The organism is Streptomyces geranii (assembly GCF_002954775.1).
GTDB lineage: Bacteria > Actinomycetota > Actinomycetes > Streptomycetales > Streptomycetaceae > Streptomyces > Streptomyces geranii.
In genome coordinates, this window is sequence record NZ_PJME01000050.1 from 42,324 (window position 1) to 68,345 (window position 26,022).

A 26,022-nucleotide genomic window follows, 5' to 3' on the forward strand; every position below is an offset into this window, starting at 1 on the left:
GGCGGGCTGCGGATTCGTCGTGGCTTGTCGCGCAGTTCCTCGCGCCCCTAGCCGGCGCTTCTCCACAGCCATTTCTGGGCCAGCAAGGTGAGTGTCGCCGCCAGGGCGATGCCCAGGAGGTTCAGGAGTAGTTGGACTGTGGAGCCCCAGGCCTGGTGGTAGTCGTCGTAGGCGAAGGCCACCGCCGCGTTCGAGGCGGCCGGGATCGTCGTCACCGAGATGGCCACGCCGATCAGCAGGCCTGATTTCGCCGAGGTCAGCGAGAGCATGCCGGCGATTCCGGCCAGGACCGCCACGACGAACGAGAACGCGTCCGGCTGGTAGATGAAGTTGGTGTTGGGGCGCTCGGCGTCCAGCTGGACCCGGCTGAAGAGGTTCATGGCGTCCATGAAGTAGGTGAAGCCGACCGTCACCGCCATCGCCACCGCGAAGCCGACCAACAGGGCGGTCAGTGAGCGGAGTGCCAGTCTCGGGTGGCGTTGGACGAGGGCTGTGCTGAAGCCGGCCAGGGGGCCGAACTCCGGGCCCACCGCCATCGCGCCGACGATCAGGATCGCGTTGTCGAGGACCACACCGCAGGCCGCGATCATCGTGGCGAGCGTGATGAAGGCGACGTAGGTGATCGAGAGCGTCGACTCCTCGTGGGTCGCGTCCGCGAGGTGCTCCCACAGGACCGCGTCCGCGCCCTCGCCGGGTGCCTCCTCCTCCGCCTTGTCGGCGCGCTTGGAGAGCGACAGGTCGATGTTCTCCACGGCGATCGAACCCGTGGCGTCGAGGTCCAACGCCCGCAGCCCGCCGATGAGTTCGTCGCCGGCCTCCCGGGCCACGTCACATGTCACGACGTCCCCGACGGGGTTGCGGGCGGCGCCTGGGAAGACGACGAGGTGGGCGGTGCCGACCGTCTTCTCGATCAGGCTGACCACGTCGTCGGTTCGGTCCGCGGGGGTGATGAGGCGTAGGTGGAGCATGGGGGCAGGGTAACCGGGGCGGGTGGCCGACCGGGGGTCAGCGGTCGGTGGAGAGGGTGGGCTTCGGGCGGATGGGTGGGGTCCAGCCGAGGGGCGTGCGGCGGCGGAGGGTCTCCCACTCGGGCGATGCCACGAGGGTCGCCGCCTCGGTCGTCGTGGACCGGTCGACGAGGACCTTCCACTCACGGCCGGTGTAGAGCGAGGCCTCCAGCGCGCGCAGTGCCGTCCAGGTGTCGTCGGCGTCCGCCTCCGTGCTGTTGAGGTGTGCCTGCTTCGCCTGTTCCAGTTGCCTGACCTTCGCGGCCAGCTGTCTGCCGCTGCCGCCCAGATCCTGGGCCATGAGGTGCACCAGGCCGTTCGCGTCGATGTCGACGGTCAGCCTGACGAGCGGGGTGCGCGGGGCGACCGGGAGCAGGTCGGACAACTGGAGCACCGCGAGGGTTCTGTTCGCGGTGGGTGTCGACTGCTCGCCCTCCACGAGACGCAGCACCATCGTCCGCTGGTCCCGTGCGTTCGTGGCGACGACGGTGTGGCGCCGGGTGGGGATGGTGGTGTTGCGTTCGAGCAGGGTGAGAACGCCGCCGTCGTGCAGTTCCACGCCCAGTGAGGCCGAGTTGACGTCGAGGAGGAGTACGTCCTTGAGCTGCCCGGCGAGAATGCCGACCTGGAGTGCGGCACCGGTGACGATGCCCTCGGGGATCAGGCCGCGGTAAGGGTGCTTGCCGCCGGTGAGTTCCCGGACCAGCTCACCCACGGCGGGCATCCGGGTGGCTCCGCCGGTCAGGATGACCTGGTCGAGCTCGGCGAGGGGGACGGCGGCGTCACGGAGGGCCTGAAGGACAGGGCGGCGGCAGCGGTCCAGCAGGTCCATGGTCAGCTGTTCGAACTGCGTGCGGGTCAGGGTCTCGTCGAGGTGTACGGGGGTGCCGGCCACGGACGCGAGATACGGCAGCGTGACGGTGGCCGACGTCGCCGACGACAGCTCGACCTTCGCCGCCTCGGCCGCCTCCTGCAGCCGCTGCATCGCGGGGACATCCTGGCCGAGGTCCACTCCGTGTCGGTCCCGCACCCGCCGCACGAGGTACTCCACGAGCCGCCGGTCCCAGTCGTCGCCCCCGAGGTGGCTGTCGCCCCCGGTCGCCTTGACCTCCACGACCCCGTCGCCGATCTCGACGAGCGACACGTCCAGCGTGCCGCCGCCGAGGTCGAAGATCAGCACGGTGGAGTCCTCCTCCCGGCTCAGGCCGTACGTGATCGCCGCCGCCGTCGGTTCGTTGATGACCCGGAAGACATGGAGTCCCGCCTGCCGCGCCGCCCGGACCAGCGCCGCCCGCTGGTCGAGGCCGAAGTTGGCCGGCACGGTCAGCACCGCGCCGCCCAGCGGGCCCCCGACGTATGTCTCCGCCTCCTCGCGCAGCCGCTGGAGGATCAGCCGGGCCGCGTCCTCCGCCGTCAGGTGGATGCCGCCCCGGGTGATGCTCCACCCCGTGCCCAGCTTCAGCTTGGACGACCGGACGGTGTAGTCGGGGTTGGTGATCGCCTGCCGTTTCGCCGCCGTGCCGACGAGGATGTCGCCCTCGGCGGTGATGGCCACCAGGCTGGGTGTGGTGAGCGCGCCCTCCGCGTTGGGGATCAGACGGACGTCCTCGCCCTCCAGCAGACCGATCGCCGAGTTCGTCGTACCGAAGTCGATGCCCACGACCGGTCGGTACTCACCGCTCAGCCGTTGCGGGGCGGGTCGTGCTGGCCGGGGCGCGCGGGCCGTGGGGATCTCGCCCAGGCCCCGGGCGTGCCACAACTCCCTTGCCCGGCGGGCCACTTCGCGGTCCCCGTCGGCGATCAGTCCCAGCAGGGCCGCGCGGGCCGCGTCGCGGGTCGGCTCGCGGACACTGCCGAGCAGCTGCTCCACCAGATGCAGGGAGCCGATGCGTTTCCACGGCTGGGTGTCGAGTACGGCGGCCCGCATCTCCACCAGCCGGTCCACGTCCTCGTGGCGGGGGCTGCGGGCCAGGTAGATCGTGCCCTGGGCGCTGTCCACGCTGAGTGTCGGTGTCTGGCCGGCGATCCGCTGCCGTACCTGCTCGTGGACGTAGTCGTACAGCTCGTCGACCGAGACGAGGCCGTCGCCGTCCAGGTCGGCGGAGCCGTCGCGCAGGCCGCTGACCACCGCCGAGGTGAAGACGGACGGCTGGGCCGGGGTGCGGCTGTAGCGGACGTCCTGTTCGCTCTCGTGGGCGTACTGCAGGGCGGTGGACGCGGTGAGGACGACCCGGCCGTTGCCCGCGAAGGGTTCGGCGACGTCGACGGTGGGCGGCCCGGCGTCACGGCGGCGCGTGTTCATCGCGAACGCCCCGCTGTAGCAGCAGTCGAGGAGGACCACGATCCGTCGGCTGCGGCTCTCGCCCATCCAGGTCCCGACCATGTCCGCCGAGATCGCCGTGGAGCCGGGGTAGTCGCGCTCGGTGTCCCGCATCGCGAAGTGCAGCCGGTTGCGCACGTCCTTCCAGCCGTGCAGGGAGAGATGGAGGAGGAGCAGGTCGTCAGGTCTGGCCTGGGTGAAGAAGGACTCCAGTGCGCGCAGCGCGGTGCGCTGTTCGACGTCGACGAGTGTGTTCACGGAGAAGTCGCCGATCTCCGGGGCACCGAGCACCTGCGCCAGGGCGGCGGCGTCGGCCGCGGCTGCCGGGAGGGTGTCGAAGTTGCTGTCGTCGTAGGTGCTGTTGGCGATGATGAGCGCCTTGTTGGCCATGGCGGCTCACTCCCCGCGCCGCACGGCGGGCGGCTCGGCCGCAGGCCCCGGGTCCGAGTGCCGGCGCAGGAAGTCGTCCAGTGCGCGCTGCCGCATCTCGTCGGTGGTCGCGGTCAGTTCGATCTCGTCCTCGCCGATCCGCAGCCGGATCGTGCCGGACCTACGGCGGCTCAGCCAGTCCTGTACGAGGCCGACGAGTACGGGTAACAGGGCGCCACCGCCGCCCAGTCCGATCAGCAGCGCACCCACTTCGACGGCGCCCTCGCCGCGGGTGCCGTCGGGCGCGGGGCCGGACGGGACGCGGCCGATGCCGGTCACGTCGAGCTGGTCCAACTCGGCCACCAGATACTGGAGTTCCTCTTCGACGAACTCGGGGTCCCCGCCCCCGTACCCGTCTCCCCTTGCGTCTCTGTCTCCGTCTTGAAGGTCGAGAACCAGTCCGACCGTGATGTCCTGCGCCCCCACCGTGCCTCCCCGTTCGTTCCTGTGGGCGGCAACTTTAGTCGTCGGAGGGAGGATTCGGGTCGGCTGTGGATAACTCCGGCAGATCAGAGTTTTCGCAGGCTGAGGCGTTGCACCTTGTGGTCCGGGCCCTTGCGGACGATCAGGGTGGCGCGGCCCCGGGTGGGGGCCACGTTCTCCAGGAGGTTCACCTTGTTGATGGTGCGCCAGGTGGTGCGGGCGTAGTCCAGGGCCTCCTTCTCGGAGACCTGCGTGTACTTGCGGAAGTAGGAGGAGGGGTTCTGGAACGCCGTCTCGCGCAGCCGCCGGAAGCGATTCAGATACCAGCGCTCGATGTCCTCGGGGCGGGCGTCGACGTACACGCTGAAGTCGAAGTAGTCGGCGAGGCCGACGCGGGTGCGGCCGTCGCTGCCGGGGAGGGCGGGCTGGAGGACGTTCAGGCCCTCGACGATCAGGATGTCGGGGCGGCGGACCGTGAGCTTCTCGCCGGGGACGATGTCGTAGATGAGGTGGGAGTAGACGGGTGCGGTGACCTCGTCCTTGCCCGCCTTGATGTCGGCGACGAAACGGGTGAGGGCGCGGCGGTCGTACGACTCGGGGAAGCCCTTGCGTGACATCAGGCCGCGGGCGGTCAGCTCGGCGGTGGGGAGCAGGAAGCCGTCCGTGGTCACCAGTTCGACGCGCGGGTGTTCGGGCCAACGGGAGAGCAGGGCCTGGAGGAGACGGGCGACGGTGGACTTGCCGACGGCCACGGAGCCGGCGACCCCTATGACGAAGGGGGTGCCGGTCTGGGCGCCCTGCTCACCGAGGAAGGTGTTGAGGGCGCCCCTCAGCCCGTCCGTGGCGCCGATGTAGAGGTTGAGGAGGCGGGAGAGCGGGAGGTAGACGTCCCGCACCTCGTCGAGGTCGATGACATCGCCCAGACCGCGCAGCTTCTCGACCTCCTCGGCGGTGAGGGGGAGCGGCGTCTTGTCGCGCAGCGCACTCCACTCGGCACGGGTGAGGTCGACGTAGGGAGTCGCCTCCGGCCGCTGCCGGTGGGCGCTCCGGGGCATCGAGGAGACCGGAGAGATCACAGTCCATTGTTACGGGAGTGTGGACGGGGTGGGGGGTGGGGTGCGTCACGCCGCTGTCCCCACCCCGTCCATACCCGGTCCACGGACGGTCAGCCGACCGCTGCCTTGTCCGTCCAGCCGCTGCTCACCACCGTCGTGTACGCGCCGACCGCGGTCCTGCCGCCCCGGTAGAAGCGGACCGTGCCCGCGGCGTCGTTCATGACCGCCCACATGTCCGGGATGCCGTCCAGGTTGACGTCCGGGCCGCCCATGAGCAGGCGGACGCTCGCCGTCGTCCAGCCGGAGGCCGCGTACTCCGTGTCGGAGCCGTTCAGGGAGCTGGTGGAGACGGCGAGAGAGGCGAGGGAGGTGCCGCCGTTGCCGTCGGACTTGCCGTAGCGGAGGAGAAGGCGGCCGGAGGGGACGCTGCGGTAGAGCAGGTCGACCACCTCGTCCGCGTTGTGGTCGCCGAGGGAGACCAGGTCGCGGTCGGCCCAGGCGGTGCCCTCGTTCTGGAGGACGGCCCGGGAGAACGTACCGCCCGTGTACCCGAGGAAGGCCCAGTACTGGTTGCCTGCCAGGGCGAACAGGTCGGGCCGCTTGTCGTTGTCGACGTCACCGACGGCGAGGATCTGGTCGAGGTCGGCCGGGTCGGGGGCGCCGGAGGGGAGCACGATCTCCGTCTGCCTGGTGATGTCGACGCTGCCGTAGCCGTCGCCCGGGTAGGCGTACAGCTTGCCGTCGGGCATCCGGGCGACGAGGTCCTGGATGCCGTCGCCGGGCAGGAAGTCGCCGTTGTGGGTGATGAGCGCGCCGGTCCAGTAGGTGTCGTAGGCGTCGTCCTCCGCGAGGAGCGCGCCCTCGTCGTGCGCGGCCGGCAGGGAGGCGTGGATGTCGCCGTTGCTGGGGGCCGGGTAGAGGCGCAGGTCGTCGAACTGGTCGATGACGAACAGGTCGGGCTTGGTGTCGCCGGTGACGTCGCCGGGCGCGTCGGCCTTGTCGCGCGGCTTGACGTAGAAGACGTACTTGAACGCTTCGGAGACGTTGGAGGCGGCGTCGACGGCCCGGACGTAGAGGACGTTGGGGCCCGCGGCGGGCGGGGTGAGGGTGGCCGTGGCGGTGCCGCCCGCCGTGGCCGGGGTCACGCTGTGGTTGAAGGTGCTGTTGTTGTACGAGAACTCGTACTTCACGGTGTCCTTGCTGCCCTGCGCGTCGAAGGTCGCCGCACCGCCGGTGCCGAACGGCACGCTGCTCCAGACGGCGCCCGTGCCGTCGTCCACGGGGAAGGCGGTCGACGTGACGTTGGGGGAGTTCGGGCGGGTGGCGTCGTAGACGAAGCCGCAGTTGCCGTCGCCCTTCGGGGCGTACGTGGAGCCCGATCCGGTGGCGTCCAGGCCGCGCACGCGCCAGTGGTACGTCTTGCCGTTGGTGAACTTGCTGCTGGAACCGTCGAGGCCGTCGAGGGTGATGCTCGCCTTGCCGGCGGAGGTGACGGGGACGGTGTCGTCGTAGAGCTTCGTGGTGCTGCCGGACTGCCAGACCTCGAAGTCCAGGTACTTGAGGTCGCCGTCCGGGTCGGTGCCGGTGGCGTCGAAGGTCAGGTCGGCGCCGCCGACGGAGGCGTACGGGGAGGTGGTGTCGCAGTCGGGGCCCGGGGTCATGTGGAGCTTGGTGGGCTCGGCCGGCTTGCGGGTGTACGTCATGACGAGCTTGGGAGCGGCATCGGTCTCGGCCTTGAACTTCTTCCAGGAGTACGAGGAGCTCTCGTCCGTGGCCTGCAGCCCGATGTAGAGGCTGACCCAGCCCGCGTCGGCGGCGTCCTGGGCGACTGACATGGCGTCGTATCTCACGTAGTAGTCCGGGCAGGAGGAGTTCCAGCCGTAGGCGAAGGATTTCACCCCGATCTGGCTCACCCAACTCGGCTGGTTGTTCCAGGTGGTGGCTGAGGAGATGGCCCCGGTGCGCCACAGCTCCATGGGACGGGCCGTGCAGGACCAGGCGTAGGTCTCCTGAAGCTGGATGTAGGCGGACTTCATGACGGCGCCCTTGAAGCGGGTCTGCCAGCCGAGGCGGAAGAAGGAGCGGGAGAGACCGCCGGTGGTGGACTCGTAGCCGACGCGGGCCTCGGTCGTGCCGGTGTTGTAGTTGGCGCCGTCGAGGAAGTTGGCGTCCGGGTGCTTCTTGTAGACGGTGGTCCAGTTGGTGGTCTTGCCCGAGAGGGGCGGGTCGATGAAGACGGGGTAGACCGTGTTCGCCGCGGTCAGGAGAGAGCGGTCGGGGGTGATGGTCAGCGTGGCCGACGTGGTTCCGGGGGTGTCGAGGGCGGAGGTGCCGACGGCTCGGTGGGTCCCGGGGTGCGGGCCGGTGAGGCCGGGGAGGGCGAACACCTCGGCGGGGGTGGGATCGGACACGGTGGTGGCGCCGGTGCCCGTGCGGTACGCCGACTGCTGGGCGGTTCCGGAGCTGTCGGCGTCGCTCGCGCTCGGGGTGGGGGCGGCTTCCGCGGACTCCGACGGTGACGGGGTCGGGTCGTCATCGGGGTCCGGGGCGGCGGTGTCCTCGGTGTCGGCGCCCGTCGGGTTGTCGGACGGGGCCTCTCCCGGCTCCTCGGAGTAGGTCGCCGAGGGCTCGTCGGTGGGCTCGGCGGGCTCGGGGTCGTCTCCCTCGGTGACCGCCGGGGTGCCGGCCGAGTCCCACAGGTACGGGGTCGGGGACACGGCGATCTCCTGGCCCTCGGTGTCCCGGGCGGTCAGGACGTCGGTCACCGGATCGAGGTGGAAGGTCAGATCCGGCGAGGTCAGACGGTAGGGGAGCGAGGCGAGCGCGGGATTGGCGGCGGCCTCCGCGCTGTGCACGACCAGGACGTGGCTGAAGCCGTTGTCGCGGGCGGTGAGCATCAGGTCGACGCCGTCGAACACGCCCGGGTAGAGGGCGCTCGAACCGTCGATGACGGGGGCGGGCAGAGTGCCGGGCCAGCCCATGGTGATCTCGTGGCCGTCGCTGGTGAAGGTGACCAGGTCGGTGTACGCGGTGTCGTCGGCCACGGGGGTGACGGCGGTGCGGTTCGTGCGCGAGGCGCGGGAGACCGTGTACGCGGCAGGGCGGGCGGTGCTCGAACGCTCCTCGCTGCCCGCCGAGAAGACCACCGGCGAGGTCGTGGCCTTGGGGGCCCAGCCTTCCTCGGTACGGGAGAGCACGGTGTCGATGGGCTGCCAGGCACCGTCGACCTCGGCCCGTACGGGAGCGCCGTACGCGGTGAGTTCGAAGCCGCCGTCCGGCAGCGCGTAGGTGGTGGAGGTGGCGTCACGCAGGGCGGTGACCTCGACGCGCTTGCGGGTGTTTCGGGCCTGTGTCTGGGCGGCGTCCTCGGTCAGGGACTCGACGGCCGCTTTCGGATGTTCCTGGCCTCCGGCGCTGTCCGGTTCGCCCCATTCCGGTGCGGTGAGAAGGGTGACGCCCAGAGCTGCGGCGGCCAGGGCTGCCACCCCGGCGAGACGACGACGGTCCACGGTGCTGAATTCCCCTCCCCGTAACGGCAGCGTGCGGGTGCTTTTGAGCCACCCGCTCTTCGCGGCCGTATTCAATACCGAACCGGTGAACCTGTGAGTCACCAATGAAAGCGAATTGGATGCCATTGAGCGTGCGGGCAGCATGCCGGATCGTCGCCGCGCAATCCACAGATATTTTTTCCCTTTTTGCGGCGAAGGGGAGGTTTAGTGATGTTAAAGCGGAAGTATATGTGAGGTAAATCACCTGTCATGAAAATTGATTGACCAAATGCGAATTCCTGGCAGAAGATCCGCCCGTCACCGGATCGAGCTGGGGGGCTGCGGCCGTCGTGTGGGGATCGCTTTTTTGGAGCAGACGTCTGAGACTCCGGGTCGGCGTGATCGTCGCGCTGGCTGTCGCCCTGACGGTGGGCACGCTGAGCGGCGCCTACGCCGTACCGCCGCCCGGTGACGACCGGGGCGGCGTCGAACTGGTCGACCTGCCGGTCGCCGAGGAGACGAAGGGCGAGGACGGCGGTGCCCTCGCCGACCTGACCACCGGCGCCGTCCAGGCCGAGCCGGACTACGAGCCGACCAAGGTCGCCGAACCGGCCGCCGACACGGAGACCAAGACGGTCTCCGGTCTGACCGCCGGCGAGACCGTCCCTGTGGGCACCCTCCCCATCGAGGTCGGCGCCCCCGACGACGCCACCCCGACCGAGGCCCAGGCACTGGAAGGCTCCTGGCAGGCGACCCTCCTCGACGACACCACCCTGGGCGACCGTGACATCAACGGCCTCGTCTTCCGGGTGGACCCGCCCGCCACCGCCACCGGCGACGCCGTCGTCGCCCTGGACTACACCCAGTTCGCCGAGCTGTACGGCGCCGACTGGGCGGACCGGCTGCAGTTCGTCAGGTTCCCCGCGTGCTTCCTCACCACCCCGGACACCGAGGGCTGCTCCGAGCCGACCGAGGTCGACACCCGGAACGTCATCGAGCCCGCGACCACCGATGTCACCGGTGACGGTGTCCTGGACGGCGTCCGGCGCGTCGAGGCCGTCATCGACGTCGCCGAACTCACCGACGCGACCGCCGCCTCGACGGGCGCGAGCACGGCCGCCGCCACGGACGACCAGGGCGTGATCACCGACGGCGTGTACCGGAGGACCGGGACCGGCGCGGGAGTGCGTACCGCCGCCGAGGAGTCCGACGCCTCCGTCTTCGCCGCCACCTCCGCGGGCAGCGGAGCCAAGGGCGACTTCTCCGCGACCCCGCTGGTCAGCGCCGGTTCCTGGGCGGCCGGCAACAGCTCGGGCTCCTTCAGCTACACCTACGGACTCCAGGCTCCGACCGTTCCCAACGGCCCCTCGCCCAGCATCGTCTTCGGCTACAACTCGCAGGTCGTCGACGGCCGTACGTCCGCCACCAACAACCAGGCCTCCTGGATCGGAGAGGGCTGGGAGTACAACCCCGGCTCGGTCACCCGTACCTACCGGACGTGCCGCGACGACCTCGCAGACGGCGCCAACAACGCCGAGCGCAAGACCAGTGACCTGTGCTGGGGCTCCGACAACGCCACCCTCACCCTCGGCGGCACCACCACCGAGCTGGTCAAGGACAACACCCCCGACGCCGACCTCGACGAGAACACCACCGGCAAGTGGGTCACCGCCAACGGCGACGGCTCGCGCGTCGAACTGCTCACGAACACCGCGCTCGGCAACGGCGACGAGGACGGCGAGTACTGGAAGGTCACCACCCGCGACGGCACCCAGTACTACTTCGGCAAGCACAAGCTGACGTCCAGTGCCACCGAGGTCACCAACTCCGTACTGACCGTGCCGGTGGCCGGCAACCAGCCCGGCGAGCCCTGCCACGCCACGAAGTTCGCCGACTCCTTCTGCGACCAGGCCTGGCGCTGGAACCTCGACTACGTCGTGGACCCCCATGGCAACGCCATGACCCTGTGGTGGAAGAAGTACAGCAACCACTACGCGAAGAACCTGAAGTTCAACGACCCGGTCGAGTACGACCGCGACGGCCAGCTCCTTCGCATCGACTACGGCCAGCGCGAGGAGACCCTGCTCTCCGCCGACCCGATCGCCCGCGTCGCCTTCACGGTCGACGAGCGCTGCTTCACCGAGGACGGCATCGCCTGCACCGAGGACAACTTCACCTCAGGCGACTGGGACAAGACCCACATCTGGTACGACACCCCGGCCGACCTGTACTGCTCCGGCGCCACCGGCAAGGAGTGCTTCGTACCGGTGCCCACCTTCTGGTCGCGAAAGCGCCTGGCACAGGTCACCACCTCCGCGCAGCGCACCCAGGGCTCGACCGCGCTCTCCAGGGTCGACTCCTGGACCCTCCAGCAGTCGCTGCCCGCCGAGCGCACCGACGAGGGCACCGCCCTGTGGCTGGAGTCGATCACCCGCACGGGCTTCGGCGCCGACGGCAAGTCGCTCCCGCTGCGCCCGGTGACGTTCGTCGCGAACACGGAGGCCATGCCCAACCGGGTCAAGGAAGGGGCGAACGACCCGGCTCCGACCTTCGACCGGCTGCGCATCGAACGGATCGTGAGCGAGTACGGCGGCGAGACCCTCGTCGACTACTCCGAACCCGTCGACGAGTGCGCCTCCGGCAGCGGCTTCCCCAAGCCCGAGGAGAACACCGGGCTGTGCTTCCCGGCGTACTGGCATCCTGACCCGGACAAGGCCGACGAGAACATCGACTGGTTCAACAAGTACGTCGTCGACAACGTCCAGGAACTGCCCGCCATGACGGGCGTCCCGACGATGACGACCAGCTACAAGTACGAGGGCGGTGGCGCCTGGGCCCTGAACCAGGCGGAGTTCTCCAAGAAGAAGACCCGCACCTACGACCAGTGGCGTGGTTTCTCCGTCGTCCGCACGATCGGCGGCGCGGACAACTCCGAGCAGTACCTCGGCACCCAGCGGTCGATGACCGAGACCCGCTACTTCCGTGGGATGGACGGCGACCCGCTGCCGGACGGTACGACCCGCTCGGTCGAGGTGAAGGACTACGCCGACGGGCTGATCGCCGCCGACAGGCTGCCGTACGCCGGTCGCGTCGCGGAGACGATGACGTACACGAAGTACGGCGGCGACCTGGTGACGCGCTCCGTCGACCGCCCCAAGCACACGGTGCTGGCCACCCGTACCCGCGACGGCGGTATCCCGCCGCTCAGGGCCTACCGGGTCCTGGACGACCGGGACGATACGGTGACCCGGTCGTCCAAGACCGGCGAGGACAAGCGTGAGTGGCGGACCATCAGGTCCACGACGGAGTACGACGGCTACGGCCTGCCCGTGCGGGTGGAGTCCGAAGGCGACACGGGCCGGTCGGGCGACGAGTCGTGCACGGTGTCGTCGTACGTCCACAACACCACCAAGTGGCTGATCGGGCTGCCCCTGCAGTCCCGGACCACCGTCGGCACCTGCGCCGACGCCGACACGGCGACGGGCGACGACACGCTCGCCGGTTCACGTGTCGCCTACGACAACAGCCAGTACGGCGACGCCCCGACCACCGGTCTGGCGACCATCACGTGGGACACCGACGGGAACGGCGCCTGGAGTCGGCGCGGCACGCTCACCTACGACGACTTCGGGCGCGTGGAGTCCACCACCGACGCCCTGAACAACACCGACACGACCACCTACGTCCCCGACAAGGGCCAGGTGTACTCGGTCACGACGACCAACGAACTCGGCCACGAGGAGACGACGGTCGTCGACCCGGCCCGCGGCACCTCCCTGAAGGAGACCGACACCAACGGCCACTACAGCGCGTTCGCCTACGACGCGCTGGGCCGCACGACGGCCGGCTGGACCGACGCCACGCGGACCACGTCCACCGAGCCCTTGGTGAAGTTCGCGTACAACACCACGGCGGGCGAGCCGGTGTCCGTGGTCACCTCCGCGCTCAACGACCTTGGCACGTACGACGACTCGGTGGTCTTCTACGACGGCCTGGGCCGCGAGCGGCAGCGGCAGGAGCCGGCGGTCGGCAAGGGCCGACTCATCACCGACACGCACTACAGCGCCAACGGCACGATCGAGCGCACGGACAACGCCTACTACGCGCCGGACGACCCGAAGACGGTGATGTTCGAGGTCGAGTCGGACTTCCGCGTCCCCAACGCCACGCTGTACGCCTACGACGGCCTGGGCCGCACCCTGTCGGAGACCCCGTACGAGGCGGGCAGCACCAAGCCCGCGAAGTCCACCCGCTACGAGTACGGCTACGACTACTCCACGGTCGTCGAACCGACCGGCGCCGCCGCACAGCGCAGCTACAGCGACGCCCTGGGCCGTACGGTCCGGGTCGACACCTTCACCGACGCCCTGCGCTCGGCCTACCGCGCCACGGAGTACGCGTTCGACGAGCGCGGCGACCAGGTCGGCGCGACGGACAGCCAGGGCAACACCTGGTCCTGGACGTACGACGCGCGTGGCCGTCAACTCACGGCGACGGACCCGGACACCGGCACGACCTCGACCACGTACGACGTCCTGGACCGCCCGGTGACGACGACCGACGCCCGTGGCGTGAAGGTGTGGACGGGCTACGACGCGTTGTCCCGCCCGACCGAGCAGCGACTGAACTCCGCCACCGGAACGAAGCTGACCGAGACCGCCTACGACGGGATCATCGGCGCGGCCGGCCTGCCCTCGAAGGCCGTCCGCTACACCGACAACCTGCCGTACACCACCGACGTGCTGGGCTACACCGACGACTACCAGCCCAAGGGAACGCGGCTCACGCTGCCGCCGCTGGTGGCGGAGCGGGCCGGTCTGCTCGATATGTACAAGTACACGTACGAGTACTCGAGGCTGGGCAGGCTCGACTCGGTGACCCTGCCGAAGGCGGGCACGCTGGCGGAGGAGAAGGTCGTCACCCGCTACAACGCGGACGGCCTGCCGGTCTCCACGTCAGGCCTGGACTGGTACACGGCGGAGACCGACTACAGCCCCTACGGCGAGGTCCTGCGCTCGGTCACCGGCGAGATGCCGAACCGGGTGTGGACGACGAACCTGTTCGACGAGAGCACGGGCGAACTCACCCGCTCGATCGTGGACCGCGAATCGATCACGGACAGGACCGGTGTGCTGGACCACCGGGTCAACAACCGCACGTACGCCTACGACAACGCGGGCAACGTCACGAGGACCGAGGACACCGTCGACTCGGTGACGGACCGCCAGTGCTTCACGTACGACGTGATCGGCCAGCTCACGAGGGCATGGACGGCGAGCGACGCGGCCTGCGCCACGGCGACGGACGGCACGCCGACCTCGGTGACCGCGGGCGCGCGGGGCGACGGCTACCACAAGAAGTACGAGTACGACGCGGCCGGCAACCGCGAGAAGCTGGTGGAGTACGACCCCGCCGGTGACGCGACGAAGAACGCGACCACGACGTACACGTACGGCAAGGCGGACGGCACGCAGCCGCACACGCTGACCGGCATGTCGCACACGGCGGGTACGAGGCCGGAGATCACCGAGACGGCGACGCTGACGTACGACAAGACGGGGAACGCCGATACCCGTACGTACGGGGGCGACGAGCAGGCCCTGTCCTGGACGTGGGACGGGCAGGTCGAGAAGGTCACCGGCTTCGGCGAGAACGGCTCCGGGGCATGGGTGGGGCTGGCGGGCAAGTGCCTGGACGTGCAGTCCGGTGCGACGGCGGCGGGTACGCCGGTCCAGCTGTACGACTGCAACGGCACGAAGGCGCAGAAGTTCCGTATCGACGCGGCGGCGGGTTCGTCCGACGCGTCGACGGGTGCGCTGAAGGTGCTGGGCAAGTGCGCGGTGCCGTCGGACGGCGGTACGGCGAACGGCACGGCGGTGGTGCTGGCGACCTGCGACGGCGGCGCCGCCCAGCAGTGGACCACGATCTCGGCGGGCGACAAGCTGAAGCACGTCTCGTCCGGCAGGTGCCTGGACGTCCCGTCCTCCAACTCGGCGTCGGGCACGGACCTCCAGCTGTACACCTGCGACACGGACGGCCAGGCCCAGACCTGGGCGCCGGCGAACGAGACGACGTACGTGTACGGGCCCGGTGGCGAACGCCTGATGGCGCTGAGCGCCGCGGAGACGGCCCTCTACCTGGGCGACACGACGGTGGCGCGCACAGCGAGCGGGACGGCCGCGTACACGGAGCGGTACTACGCGCAGCCGGGCGCCCCGACGGTGATGCGGCACGTGAAGGGCAGCGACACCACCTCGACGCTGCACGCGCAGATCACCGACCAGAACGGCACGGCGTACGCGGATGTGTCACTGGCGGCGGGCAACGCGGTGGTCTTCTCGCGTTCGGACCCGTTCGGTGTGAAGCGCGGTGCGGAGTCCAACGGGTGGCGTTCGCACCAGGGTTACATCGGCGGCGGCGACGACGCGTCGAGCGGACTGGTGCATCTGGGGGCGCGGGAGTACGACCCGACGACGGGCCGGTTCCTGTCGGCGGACCCGGTGCTGGACCTGGCGGACCCGGTGCAGAAGAACGGGTACGTGTACTGCGAGAACAATCCGGTGACGTACTCGGATCCGACGGGGTTGATGTCGAAGGCCGACGGGGGCGGGGGTGGCGGCGGGGGCGAGGATCTGTCCGCGTACGGGGGGCCGTCGGCGTCGGAACTGGCGTGGGCCAGCGGTCAACTGGGCATGTCCGTAAAGGACTTCGTCCTGGCCAACGCCGGTGCATGGCTGCTGTCGCTCCTGGGACTGGACGACATCGTGTCCTGCGTCACCCGAGGGGATGCGTGGGCGTGCGCCAGTGCCGCCGTGGGCGCGGCTCTGGGTGTGCTCGGCAAGATGAAGGCTGTCGCCCGGACCATCAACAAGGTCATCAACGCCTACCAGGCCTGGCAGAAGTCCAAGGAGCGGGCCCGCAAACTCCTCGCGGCGGCCCAGAAGGCCCGCGAACTGGCCCGCAAGGCCAAGGAGGCCAAGCGCAAGGCGGCCGAACGGGCCGCGCAGATCAAGAAGAAGGCGCAGGAGGCGAAGACCCGGGCCGAGAAGGCGGCGGCCAAGAAGACCGGGAACGCGGTCCAGAAGGCGAAGAAGGCGGTGGCCAAGGCCGGCGAGACGGTCAGGACTGGCTACCAGAAGGCCAAGGCCAAGCTGGGAGAAGGCGGCGGTTGCAAGACCAGCAACAGCTTTGTCCCCGGCACGCTGGTCCTGATGGCCGACGGCACCACGAAGCCCATCGAGGACGTCACCAACGGCGACAAGGTTCTGGCCACCGACCCGGAGACCGGCGAGACGGCTGTGGAGACGGTCACCGCTGAGATCGAGGGGGAGGGCGTCAAGGACCTGGTCAAGGTCACTATCGACATTGCCGTGGACGGGGGGGACGCCACAGCCTCGGTGACCGCGACCGACGGTCACCCCGTTTGGGTTCCTGCCCGGGGCGAGTGGGTGAAGGCCACGGACCTGGAGTCTGGTCAGTGGCTTCAGACCAGCGCTGGTGCCTATGGCCAAGTCACAGAGATCGAGCGATGGACAGCTCAGCGGACCACAGTCCACAACCTCACCGTCAACGATCTGCATACGTACTATGTGCTGGCAGGAGCCACACCGGTACTTGTGCACAATTGCGGCGAGAAAACAACAGTTTATCGAACTTCGCCGGTCGAGAGAGGGCGTTCGGAGCTCGAAGAAGGCCTGAATGCCGAGCACTTCCCTCGGTCTGATGACGGATCTTTCGATGGGGCTGCGCACTTTGGTAACGAGAAGACCGCAACTGAGTGGGCGCGTGGGTCTGTTGATACTCACGATGTTGGATTCAAGATCGATGTTCCCACGTCATGGCTGCGCAAGCACGTCAGCGCTGGAAGGATTGAGGAGTGGGAGGGGATGACGGAAGATCATATGGAGTACGTGATCCCCAGAGAGCTATTCGGCGACCTCAATTCATTCCCAAGGTCTCCTTGGAGTGGCAGATGAACAGTAACTTTCCACGTTTGGAAAAGTGGCAGATTTCCACTGCGGTGGTAGTAGAGAAAATGCCCTACGGGCTTAGAGTCCAAGTTCCTTCAGGGGAGATTGGGGTAATCGATCGAGTGCTGATTCACGATCTCCCGCTGAGTCACTCCGAGTGGCCACTCCAAGGGGACGAGCTGCAAGTGGTTTCGGGCGGATATACGTCCGGCGGCCAACTGCGACTGAGTTCTCGTACTTCCGATTTGGATATTGCGAAGGCCCGTCAAGATGGTGGTTCCCTCTAAGGGAACAGCGCTAGTTCCTTGAGGGGCGGTATGTCGGCAATTTTTGGTATGGAAGAGAAGGGTAGGCGTGGCATCTCATGAGTAATTTTGGCATACGCCGAAGCTATCTCCATACTCGTAACGGTGCCTTTGTGGCCCTGCTCTCCTGCTGGAGGGATCTACTTCGCTGTAGACGATCTGGATTATGGTCAGTTGAGCTCCATCGATGATCCGGAGCTATGGCCTCATCAGTCCGCAGCAGGGGAGTTTATTCCGTGAGTGTGAGAGTCGAGCTGAAGAGTGACCTGAGTCAAGGAACTCTGCGGATCGATTTGAAGGGCCTGAATTCTTGTAAGTAGTTCCAGGCCGATGCAATGCAGTACATTATAAAGAGGCATATTAAAGGGCGCTGTCCTCGTGGCGGTGACTTCACGGCCCTGCTTCTTTCCTTCGCGCTGGTCGCCGGACGCGGGGCCTTCGGAAGTTCCAGCGGCGAGAGCGACTCGCTCCGTGGAGGATGTCTATGCTCTGTTGTGATCGAGAGCTGCGCAGTTCTATTGATTTGCTGCAGCGGATAGCCGAAGACCGAGAGCTCGGGACCCTTCTGGTCGACGTGTTTGAGTTTGACGTCAGACGCAAGAGTGGTGATGAATCCTCTAGGCTGGCTTCCGGGCTCCCGTTGGAAGGTATTGCTGGAGATTTCACCGGTGGAATGTTCTACCTGTGTGGAACCGTAGGGTCGCCCCGTCCTGTGCTGTATGCGAGTTCGGAAGGTGATTCTGGAATCATCGCGAAAGACTTGAGTGAAGCTCTTGCGTTGGTGGTTGGCTTTCCATATTGGAGGGACTGTCTGAAGTACTCTGCGGGTGGGGACTTGAATGTTATGGAGTCGGCCGCAGCTTTTCTCTTGAGGGATATGGTGCGAGATCACCCGACGATAGAAGCTGAGCAATCTCGGGTTGCTGCGGCACTACGTGTACCCCTTGAGAATCCCTCGACCCTGGTGGCGCACCTTCACGAGGCCGTGAAGGGTACTGGGTCAGATTTTGTCTTTACTGATGAAACTGGTGAGTATGGCAGCCTTTTTGGTCCATTTTCACCCAGTCGCAATCAGTCATGGCGTTAGGTCTTTTCCAGGTTTTTCGATGCCGATCGCGGCGGCATATCGGAAATTTTCAGTGCAATAGAGAAAGTGAACGCAATACATCATGAAGAGTTGTGGTAGGGGCCGCCGCACTCGTAGCGGTGCCTTCACGGTCCTGATTCTGCCCTTCGTTCTTATCGCCGGATGTGCGGAATCCGGTGGTTCCAGTGGTGAAGGCGGCGCAAGTGCGGGGGGTGAGACCTCCGCGTCCCCCGCTGTGAGTGCCCCGAGCGCGTCCGATGCGCGTGCCGCCGCTCGGTTGGACCGGCTGTCTTTGGCGGAAGGCGATCTCAAGGGGTTCACCGTAAGGAAGCTCAAAGCGGTGGAGGCGCTCACCCAGCACGATGTGCGTACGGCCGAGGAGGATTGTGCGCCGCTCAGCCAGGCCAAGTTCGGGGTGGCCATGGGCGACCCCGTGGCCACCGCGCAGCGGCGGGTGAGTTCTGAGATCGACGACGAGGTGATTGATGCCGCGGGCTCCGCCGAGGAGCTGGAAGCCGCGTTCGTGATCACCAGCACCATGGTGACCCTCGCCTCGTACGACAGCCCTGACCAGGCTCGGGCGGTGCTCAAGGTGCTCAGGAGTGCGCTCGCCTCGTGTGAGGGCGGGTTCTCCTCGTTCGGCGTCGACAAGGTGAGTACGGACACCGCGCCTGAGATGGGGGACGAGGCCGTCGCGTTCACCGTGACACCCGGTCAGGACGACGCTCAGGTTGGTCCGACGAAGACCGTGGTCTTCCGGCACGGGAGCATCCTCGCCCAGTTCGGTAGCGAAGAACCTGGCGCCACCGCACCCACCGACGACTTCGACTTTCCGATCGCCCTGATCGAGGCCCAGGAAGCGAAGCTCGACTGACGAACCGGAGAGGGCGTACGTGCCTCAGGAATGTGGCCTTTCCGTTACGCCTTCGACGAGATCGGCCTTGCGGTAACGGTGATGTCACGATCAAACTTCCGCTGGTTTATATGCATTTTCCGTGATTCTCTTAATGTAATATCCAGGTAAAGCAATTGTGCTTGCCGAATGATCCGTGGGGGACTGCGGAGTGCCTTCGGTATTTCCTTGGAAGAGAGAGTTTCCGACGTGGGATCCACCGCTGTCCGCCGTACCACCCTCACCGCCTCCGCCGGTGTCCTCGCGCTCCTCGTCACCGCCTGCGGTGGCTCGTCCGCTGACGATGACAAGAAGGGGGACAGTGCGACCGCTCAGGCCGACAAGGCCGCCTCCGCCACCGCGCTCACCGCCGCCGAACTGACCAAGGCCGCCCTCGTGCAGGCCGACGTCAAGAGTGGGACCGTCACCGAGAAGGTGCCGGCGGAGGAGGACGTCGCGCAGGACAAGGTGACGTTCGACGGTGAGGGCTGTGCGCCGCTGGCGTACCTCCAGTCCGGGACCTACGTCGGTAAGCCGGCGGCCACGGTGAAGCGGACGTGGAAGGGTGAGGCCGAGAAGCCTGCTGACGGGGCGAGTGACGAGGAGAAGTTCCAGGCCGCCGCCGACCTTGAGCAGGCCGTCATCACGCTCGCCTCCTACGAGGACGGCGGTGCCGAGCAGGCCATGAAGGACCTCGACGCGGCCGTCGGGAAGTGCGCCTCCGGGTTCTCGTACACCGTGGCCGGTTCGAAGAACGATGTCCTGGAGGTGGCGAAGACCACGGCGCCCGAGGGAGCCGACGAGGCGATCGCCCTGACGGTGAGCGTGGACGCCGGGGAAGGCGCGAAGGCGCAGTTGAAGGCCGTGGTCGTCCGTAAGGGTGCCACCGTCGCCTATGTTCCGGTCATCAACGTCGTCTCGGCCGTCACCGGTGAGGACTTCGACTACCCCACGGAGATCATCGACGCGCAGCTGGCCAAGCTCGGCTGAGTCGCGCTCGTTCCGTTCGGTTCTTCGGTTCGGTTCTCCGGTTCCCGCAGGGTGCGTTCGTGCCTCTGCGGGAATTTCCGATATCGGGCACGCGGTGCGCGGGTGTGGCGCGTGTTCGATCGTAGGGTGCGGGACATGTGCGGAATCGTGGGTTACGTGGGGTCGCAGTCGGCTCTCGATGTCGTGATGGCCGGGCTTAAGCGGCTGGAGTACCGGGGGTACGACTCGGCCGGGGTGGCTGTGCTCGCTGACGGTGGGCTGGCCGGTGCCAAGAAGGCCGGGAAGCTCGTCAATCTGGAGAAGCAGCTCGTCGAGCGGCCCTTGCCCAGCGGGGGCACGGGCATCGGGCACACCCGGTGGGCCACCCATGGCGGGCCCACCGACGCCAATGCCCATCCCCATCTCGACAACGCGGGGCGCGTCGGCGTCGTCCACAACGGGATCATCGAGAACTTCGCCTGTCTGCGGGCGGAATTGGTCGAGCGGGGGCATGCGCTCGCCTCCGAGACCGATACCGAGGTCGTCGCCCATCTGCTCGCCGAGGAGTTCTCGGTGTGCGCCGATCTTGCCGAGGCCATGCGGTTGGTGTGTCGGCGGCTTGAGGGTGCGTTCACGCTCGTCGCCGTGCATGCCGACGAGCCGGATGTCGTTGTCGGGGCGCGGCGGAACTCGCCTCTCGTGGTGGGCGTTGGAGAAGGCGAGGCCTTTCTCGCCTCGGACGTCGCCGCGTTCATCGCCCATACGCGGTCGGCGATCGAGCTGGGTCAGGACCAGGTGGTGGAGCTGCGCCGGGACGGGGTCACGGTGACGGGCTTCGACGGGGGGCCGGGGGATACGCGGTCGTATCACGTCGACTGGGATGTGTCGGCCGCGGAAAAGGGGGGCTATGACTACTTCATGCTCAAGGAGATCGCCGAGCAGCCCAAAGCTGTCGCCGATACCTTGCTCGGGCGTATCGACGCGGCCGGTTCACTGACGCTGGACGAGGTGCGGATTCCCGCGGGTGCGTTGCGGGAGGTCGAGAAGGTTGTCGTCGTCGCCTGCGGTACGGCTTTTCATGCCGGGCTCATCGCCAAGTACGCCATCGAGCACTGGACGCGGATTCCGTGCGAGGTGGAGTTGGCGAGTGAGTTCCGGTATCGGGATCCGATCCTCGACGCTCGTACTCTCGTCATCGCCATCTCCCAGTCCGGCGAGACCATGGACACCCTGATGGCGTTGCGGCACGCCCGTGAGCAGGGTGCGAAGGTGCTGGCCATCTGCAACACCAACGGCTCGACGATTCCGCGTGAGTCGGACGCGGTGCTGTACACGCATGCGGGGCCTGAAGTTGCGGTTGCCTCCACCAAGGCGTTCCTTACGCAGTTGGTGGCCTGCTATCTGGTCGCGCTGTATCTGGGGCAGGTGCGCGGTACCAAGTGGGGGGATGAGGTCCGGGCCGTCGTGCGTGACCTCGCGGAGATCTCCGGTGAGGTCGAGCGGGTGCTGGAGACCATGGAGCCCGTGCGGGAGTTGGCGCGTTCGCTCGCCGACAAGAACACGGTGCTGTTCCTGGGGCGGCATGTGGGGTATCCGGTGGCGCTGGAGGGGGCGCTGAAGTTGAAGGAGCTTGCCTATATGCACGCGGAGGGGTTCGCGGCGGGTGAGCTGAAGCATGGGCCGATCGCGTTGATCGAGGATGACGTGCCTGTGGTTGTCGTGGTGCCTTCGGCTCGGGGGCGGTCCGTACTCCACGACAAGATCGTGTCCAACATTCAGGAGATCCGGGCTCGGGGGGCGCGGACGATCGTCATCGCGGAGGAGGGGGATGAGGCGGTCGTGCCGTATGCGGATCACCTCATTCGCATTCCGGCTACGCCGACCTTGCTGCAACCGCTGGTGGCTACCGTGCCGTTGCAGGTGTTCGCGTGTGAGCTGGCTACGGCTCGGGGGAACGAGGTGGATCAGCCGCGCAACCTAGCGAAGTCGGTCACGGTGGAGTAGCTCCCCGAGGAATCGTGCGAAGGCCTCGGTCGCAAAGGTGAGGGTGGCCTCGGCCGGGGCTTTCGTGTCGCGGACGACGGTTTGGGTGGGGGTGGTTGCTATCTCCACGCAGTCGTCGCCTTCGCCGTCGCCAGAGTGGGACGACTTCCGCCACATGCCGGGGGCGGTCATAAGTTGCCTCACAATTCCTTCGCCAGCCGGTGGATGAAGTCACGCGATCGTTCCCGGTCGAGTGACATGGCCTTCGTTTTCTCGAAGCGAGCCCGGTAGGTGGCGAGTTCGGCTTCCGAGTCGACGTAGTGCGCACCGTGGGGTGCGTCGCGGACCACGGTATCCAGTCTGGGCACACCGCCACCCACGTAGGTCATCGGACTGCTGCCGGTGGAGAACTCCAAGGCGAAGGGGATGACTCGTACGCTGATGTGGTCCGCTTCGGACCGCTCCAGGATATGGATGAGTTGGGCTCGGGCCGCGGCCCGGTTGCCGACCATGATGCGTAGAGCCGCTTCGTGGATCACCGCGTCGAAGGGGACGGGCGAGGTGCGTTCGATGATCACGCGGCGCGCGATGCGGTGGCGCACACGCAACTCGATCTGTTCTTCTGCGAGTTCGGGGACCCTGGTCGAGTACACGGCACGGGCGTAGTCCGCCGTCTGTAGGAGACCTGGCACGAACAGGAAGCCGGCGTTGCGCTGAAACCGAGCGTGGTGATCCAACTCGGACAGGTCCAGGAACGGTGTCGGCAGCAGGCCCCGGTACTCCTCCCACCAGCCCTGTGTCCGGTCTGTGGCCATCGCGACCAGGGCGTCGACGAAGTCCTCGTCCGCGCAGGCGTAGTGGGATGCGAGGCGGCGGAGTCGCTGCTCGCTCACGCCCGCGAGCGCGGACTCGATGTGGGTGATCTGCGCGGGGCTCACGCCGAGCAGGGCTGCCGCCTGGCGGGAGTTGAGGCCTGCCGCTTCGCGGAGTCTGCGTAGCTCGGTCGCCAGACGTGTCTGGCGGGCCGTTGGTTCGCGCCTCAAAGCTCTCGACCGCTCCTAGGTTCAACGCGCCTGCGGGCGCGACTCGTTCGGGGTCAGATTACGCGACCGGCTTGCTGCGTCTCTATATTTAGATCTACCGTCGGTGATGCGACGCACACTCTGCGGAACGCCGGGACCCTCGCCACCGAACGGGAGCTGACGCATGCCCGAAACCGAGACCGACCCCGAGTTCACCTACGATCCCGACTCCTGGGAGTACTCCCTCTACATCCCCAACGACCTCCGAGCCGTCACCGTCAGCCGCCGCACCCTCCGTCTCATCCTCACCATGCACGGACTCATCGGCCTCGTCGACGTCGCCGAACTCCTCGCCAGCGAGCTGGTGTCCAACGCCGTACGGCACACCAAGGGGCCCGCCGCTCTGCGTGTGCGCTGGCGGGCCGGCGTACTCCGGATCGGGGCTTGGGACGCGGACCCCCGACCGCCGGAGCCGCCGCGGGAGTTGGGGCAACTCGGCGAACTGGAGGCGGAGGACGGGCGTGGGCTCGGGATGGTGGTGGCCTGTGCCGACCTCTGGGGATGGCAGCCGCTGTCCCGGTTCGAGCACCGAGGTAAATTCGTGTGGTGCGAGCTGCGGGCCGCCGCATGATGCGCCCGGAGCTGGAAGAGGAAGTCTCCGGCATCGCCACGGGGCTCGTGGCGGCCATGGCTCTGGTGGGCCTCTCGCCTGAGAAGGCGACAGCCGAACTCCACGGCAGGCTCAAGGAGATCCTCAAACGGGAGGATCTGTCGCCCGGAGAGATCGCGTACCTGCGGGGGAAGATCGAGAAATGGCCGCCGGGATACGCAGAGGAGTGGGCCATCGGCTACGCCGTCGGCCTGGCGAAGGGGAAAGTCAAGGCGATTCTGACCGTGCTGGAAGAACGGCGACTCCCTGTCTCCGACGACATCCGCGAACGCATCACCACCTGCGCCGACCTCGCACGCCTCGATGACTGGCTCGGCCGTGTCGGCACTGCGGAGCGTGCCGAGGATCTGGTCGCCGGGGACCCGGAGGTTGTGCCGGGCGGCGCTCCTGAAACAGGGCTGACGGATCGTAGAGTGCCCGGATGAGCATCATCGGAGTCGGTATCGACGTCGCCGAGATCGAGCGGTTTCGGGCCTCGCTGGAGCGGACGCCCGGGCTGGCCCAACGGCTTTTCCTGGAGAGCGAGTTGCTGCTGCCCAGCGGTGAGCGGCGTGGGGTCGCCTCGCTTGCCGCGCGGTTCGCCGCCAAGGAGGCGCTCGCCAAGGCGTTGGGGGCACCGGGCGGGATGCTCTGGACGGACGCCGAGGTCTGCGTCGAGGACAGTGGGCGGCCCTGGCTGCGTGTCACCGGGACGGTGGCCGCGCGTGCGGAGGAACTCGGGGTGCGGTCCTGGCATGTGTCGCTCAGCCATGACGCGGGGGTCGCCTCGGCGGTCGTGGTGGCGGAGGGGTAGAGGGCCGGGGCGTGCGGGAGACTCGGGCCCATGCGAACTGCGTACAGCGTGGAGACGGTACGGGCGGCCGAGCGGGAGCTGATGGCGCGGTTGCCGGAGGGCGCGCTCATGCAGCGTGCGGCGGCCGGACTGGCCGTCGCCTGCGGGCAGTTGATGGGACGGGTGTACGGCAGCCGGGTCGTTCTGCTTGTCGGTAGTGGTGACAACGGGGGCGATGCCCTGTACGCCGGTGCTCGGCTCGCCCGGCGTGGGGCGGGGGTAGCGGCTGTGCTGCTCGCGCCGGAGCGGGTGCACTCCGGGGGGCTTGCGGCGTTGCGGGGGGCGGGCGGGACCGTTGTGGGCGCCGGTGGTGCCGAACAGGTCATCCGTCGTGCCGACCTCGTCGTCGACGGCATCGTCGGGATCGGGGGGCGGGGTGGGCTTCGGGGTGATGCCTTGTCCCTCGTGGAGCTTGTGCGGGAGTCGGGGGCCGCCGTCGTCGCCGTCGATCTGCCCAGCGGGGTCGACGCCGACACCGGTGAGGTGCCCGGCGCCGCGATTCGCGCCGATCTCACCGTCACCTTCGGCACCCACAAGCCGGGGCTGCTCATCGACCCCGCCCGTGAGTACGCCGGTACCGTGCGGCTCGTCGACATCGGGCTCGGGGCCGTACTGCCCGGGCGGGCCGAACTGGAGGCCCTCCAACACGCCGACGTCGCCCGGCTGTTGCCGGTGCCCGGGGCCGAGAGCGACAAGTACCGGCGGGGCGTCGTCGGGATCGCGGCGGGGTCCGCGCGGTATCCGGGGGCTGCCGTGCTCGCCGTCGCGGGGGCGTTGCGGGGTGGGGCGGGGGCCGTGCGGTACGTGGGGCCGACCGGGGATGCGGTGATCGCCCGCTTCCCCGAGGCGATCGTGTCCGACCAGGGGCCGGGTCGGGCGGGGCGGGTGCAGGCGTGGGTGGTCGGGCCGGGGGCGGGGGATGACGCGGGTGCTGTCGCCGAGGTGGTGGGGGCGGATGTGCCTGTGCTGATCGATGCGGACGGGCTGCGGCTGGCGGACCGGGACGCCGTACGGGGGCGTACCGCGCCGACGTTGATGACGCCGCACGCGGGGGAGGCGGCGGCGTTGTTGGGGGTGGGGCGGGCCGAGGTGGAGGGGGCGCGGTTGTGGGCCGTGCGTGAACTCGCGGCTCGGTACGGGGCGACTGTTCTGCTGAAGGGCTCGACCACCCTCGTCGCCGGGCCGGGCGGCGGTCCCGTACGGGTCAACCCGACCGGCACGGCCTGGCTGGCCACCGCCGGGAGTGGTGACGTGCTGTCGGGGTTGTGCGGGTCGTTGCTGGCGGCGGGGCTTTCTGCGGTGGACGCGGGGAGTGTGGGGGCGTATCTGCATGGGCTGGCGGGGAGGTTGGCGGCGGAGGGGGCGCCTGTGGGGGCGCAGGATTTGGCGGAGGGGGTGGGGAGGGCTTGGCGGGATGTTCGGGACGCGTGAACGCCGGCTTTCTTCGCCCCCGCCGCCCCTACCCGTTACCCGTCCCATCCCTGGGGGCTGCCGCCCCCAGACCCCTGCGTATCGCGCTGAACGCGCTTGTCCTCAAACGCCGGACGGGCTGGGGGTGGGTGGTGGCGGC

15 protein-coding genes are annotated in these 26,022 nt (G+C 68.1%); 8 read left to right on the forward strand and 7 right to left on the reverse strand.

Annotated elements, in window-relative coordinates; all coding sequences use genetic code 11:
* Positions 1 to 47: 47 nt before the first annotated feature.
* From CW359_RS36615 to CW359_RS36635, 5 genes are all read right to left on the reverse strand, one after another.
* Positions 48 to 968: a DUF389 domain-containing protein gene (locus CW359_RS36615; protein WP_105974527.1), complete on the reverse strand. Its 921-nt coding sequence runs from the start codon at positions 966 to 968 to the stop codon at positions 48 to 50.
* Positions 969 to 1,005: 37 nt separating this feature from the next.
* Positions 1,006 to 3,717, reverse strand: coding sequence for a caspase, EACC1-associated type (locus tag CW359_RS36620; protein ID WP_105974528.1), 2,712 nt, complete (start codon positions 3,715 to 3,717; stop codon positions 1,006 to 1,008).
* A 6-nt stretch (positions 3,718 to 3,723) separates the two neighbouring features.
* The gene (locus tag CW359_RS36625) at positions 3,724 to 4,182 is read right to left on the reverse strand and encodes an effector-associated constant component EACC1 (protein WP_105974529.1); all 459 of its coding nucleotides are present in this window, start codon (positions 4,180 to 4,182) and stop codon (positions 3,724 to 3,726) included.
* A gap of 83 nt (positions 4,183 to 4,265) precedes the next feature.
* Positions 4,266 to 5,234 carry a type I pantothenate kinase gene (gene coaA, locus CW359_RS36630; protein WP_408647564.1) on the reverse strand — a complete coding sequence of 323 codons (969 nt, stop codon included), beginning with the start codon at positions 5,232 to 5,234 and terminating at the stop codon, positions 4,266 to 4,268.
* A gap of 110 nt (positions 5,235 to 5,344) precedes the next feature.
* On the reverse strand, positions 5,345 to 8,743 hold the full coding sequence (locus CW359_RS36635; RefSeq protein ID WP_157968703.1) for a hypothetical protein: 3,399 nt from the start codon (positions 8,741 to 8,743) through the stop codon (positions 5,345 to 5,347).
* A gap of 377 nt (positions 8,744 to 9,120) precedes the next feature.
* Here CW359_RS36635 and CW359_RS36640 point away from each other — a divergent pair, with 377 nt between their 5' ends.
* The 4 genes from CW359_RS36640 to glmS all read left to right on the forward strand — a co-directional run bounded on the left by CW359_RS36640 (position 9,121) and on the right by glmS (position 21,949).
* Positions 9,121 to 16,698, forward strand: coding sequence for a ricin-type beta-trefoil lectin domain protein (locus CW359_RS36640; protein WP_232838764.1), 7,578 nt, complete (start codon positions 9,121 to 9,123; stop codon positions 16,696 to 16,698).
* A 1,726-nt stretch (positions 16,699 to 18,424) separates the two neighbouring features.
* Complete coding sequence (locus tag CW359_RS36650) at positions 18,425 to 18,958, forward strand: hypothetical protein (protein WP_105974532.1); 534 nt, start codon at positions 18,425 to 18,427, stop codon at positions 18,956 to 18,958.
* Positions 18,959 to 19,186: 228 nt separating this feature from the next.
* On the forward strand, positions 19,187 to 19,966 hold the full coding sequence (locus tag CW359_RS36655) for a hypothetical protein (RefSeq protein ID WP_105974533.1): 780 nt from the start codon (positions 19,187 to 19,189) through the stop codon (positions 19,964 to 19,966).
* A gap of 135 nt (positions 19,967 to 20,101) precedes the next feature.
* Positions 20,102 to 21,949 (forward strand): glutamine--fructose-6-phosphate transaminase (isomerizing), encoded by a 1,848-nt coding sequence (gene glmS / locus CW359_RS36660; protein WP_105974541.1) that lies wholly within the window; start codon positions 20,102 to 20,104, stop codon positions 21,947 to 21,949.
* Here the strand turns inward: glmS and CW359_RS36665 are convergent.
* Both CW359_RS36665 and CW359_RS36670 read right to left on the reverse strand, forming a co-directional pair.
* A complete protein-coding gene (locus CW359_RS36665) occupies positions 21,923 to 22,120 on the reverse strand; it encodes a DUF397 domain-containing protein (protein WP_105974534.1) in 198 nt (65 codons plus the stop codon). The genes glmS and CW359_RS36665 overlap by 27 nt on opposite strands.
* Positions 22,121 to 22,128: 8 nt before the next feature.
* A complete protein-coding gene (locus CW359_RS36670; protein WP_105974535.1) occupies positions 22,129 to 22,971 on the reverse strand; it encodes a helix-turn-helix domain-containing protein in 843 nt (280 codons plus the stop codon).
* A 163-nt stretch (positions 22,972 to 23,134) separates the two neighbouring features.
* Between CW359_RS36670 and CW359_RS36675 the strand changes: the two genes are divergently transcribed.
* The 4 genes from CW359_RS36675 to CW359_RS36690 are packed head-to-tail and all read left to right on the forward strand — an operon-like array spanning position 23,135 to position 25,883.
* Positions 23,135 to 23,581, forward strand: coding sequence for an ATP-binding protein (locus CW359_RS36675; RefSeq protein ID WP_105974536.1), 447 nt, complete (start codon positions 23,135 to 23,137; stop codon positions 23,579 to 23,581).
* Positions 23,578 to 24,045, forward strand: coding sequence for a hypothetical protein (locus CW359_RS46895; RefSeq protein WP_232838765.1), 468 nt, complete (start codon positions 23,578 to 23,580; stop codon positions 24,043 to 24,045). Before CW359_RS36675 ends, CW359_RS46895 begins: the two co-directional genes overlap by 4 nt.
* Positions 24,042 to 24,413: a holo-ACP synthase gene (locus CW359_RS36685; protein ID WP_105974537.1), complete on the forward strand. Its 372-nt coding sequence runs from the start codon at positions 24,042 to 24,044 to the stop codon at positions 24,411 to 24,413. The genes CW359_RS46895 and CW359_RS36685 overlap by 4 nt, the downstream gene beginning before the upstream one ends.
* Positions 24,414 to 24,443: 30 nt before the next feature.
* Complete coding sequence (locus tag CW359_RS36690; RefSeq protein WP_105974538.1) at positions 24,444 to 25,883, forward strand: NAD(P)H-hydrate dehydratase; 1,440 nt, start codon at positions 24,444 to 24,446, stop codon at positions 25,881 to 25,883.
* Positions 25,884 to 26,022 lie beyond the last annotated feature (139 nt).

Bases quoted from the DNA above. Each gene is read 5' to 3' on its own strand.
- CW359_RS36685 (WP_105974537.1), top strand. From the start codon at position 24,042: ATGAGCATCATCGGAGTCGGTATCGACGTCGCCGAGATCGAGCGGTTT.
- CW359_RS46895 (WP_232838765.1), top strand. From the start codon at position 23,578: ATGATGCGCCCGGAGCTGGAAGAGGAAGTCTCCGGCATCGCCACGGGG.
- CW359_RS36675 (WP_105974536.1), top strand. From the start codon at position 23,135: ATGCCCGAAACCGAGACCGACCCCGAGTTCACCTACGATCCCGACTCC.
- glmS (WP_105974541.1), top strand. From the start codon at position 20,102: ATGTGCGGAATCGTGGGTTACGTGGGGTCGCAGTCGGCTCTCGATGTC.
- CW359_RS36665 (WP_105974534.1), bottom strand. From the start codon at position 22,120: ATGACCGCCCCCGGCATGTGGCGGAAGTCGTCCCACTCTGGCGACGGC.
- CW359_RS36690 (WP_105974538.1), top strand. From the start codon at position 24,444: ATGCGAACTGCGTACAGCGTGGAGACGGTACGGGCGGCCGAGCGGGAG.
- CW359_RS36620 (WP_105974528.1), bottom strand. From the start codon at position 3,717: ATGGCCAACAAGGCGCTCATCATCGCCAACAGCACCTACGACGACAGC.
- CW359_RS36615 (WP_105974527.1), bottom strand. From the start codon at position 968: ATGCTCCACCTACGCCTCATCACCCCCGCGGACCGAACCGACGACGTG.
- coaA (WP_408647564.1), bottom strand. From the start codon at position 5,234: ATGCCCCGGAGCGCCCACCGGCAGCGGCCGGAGGCGACTCCCTACGTC.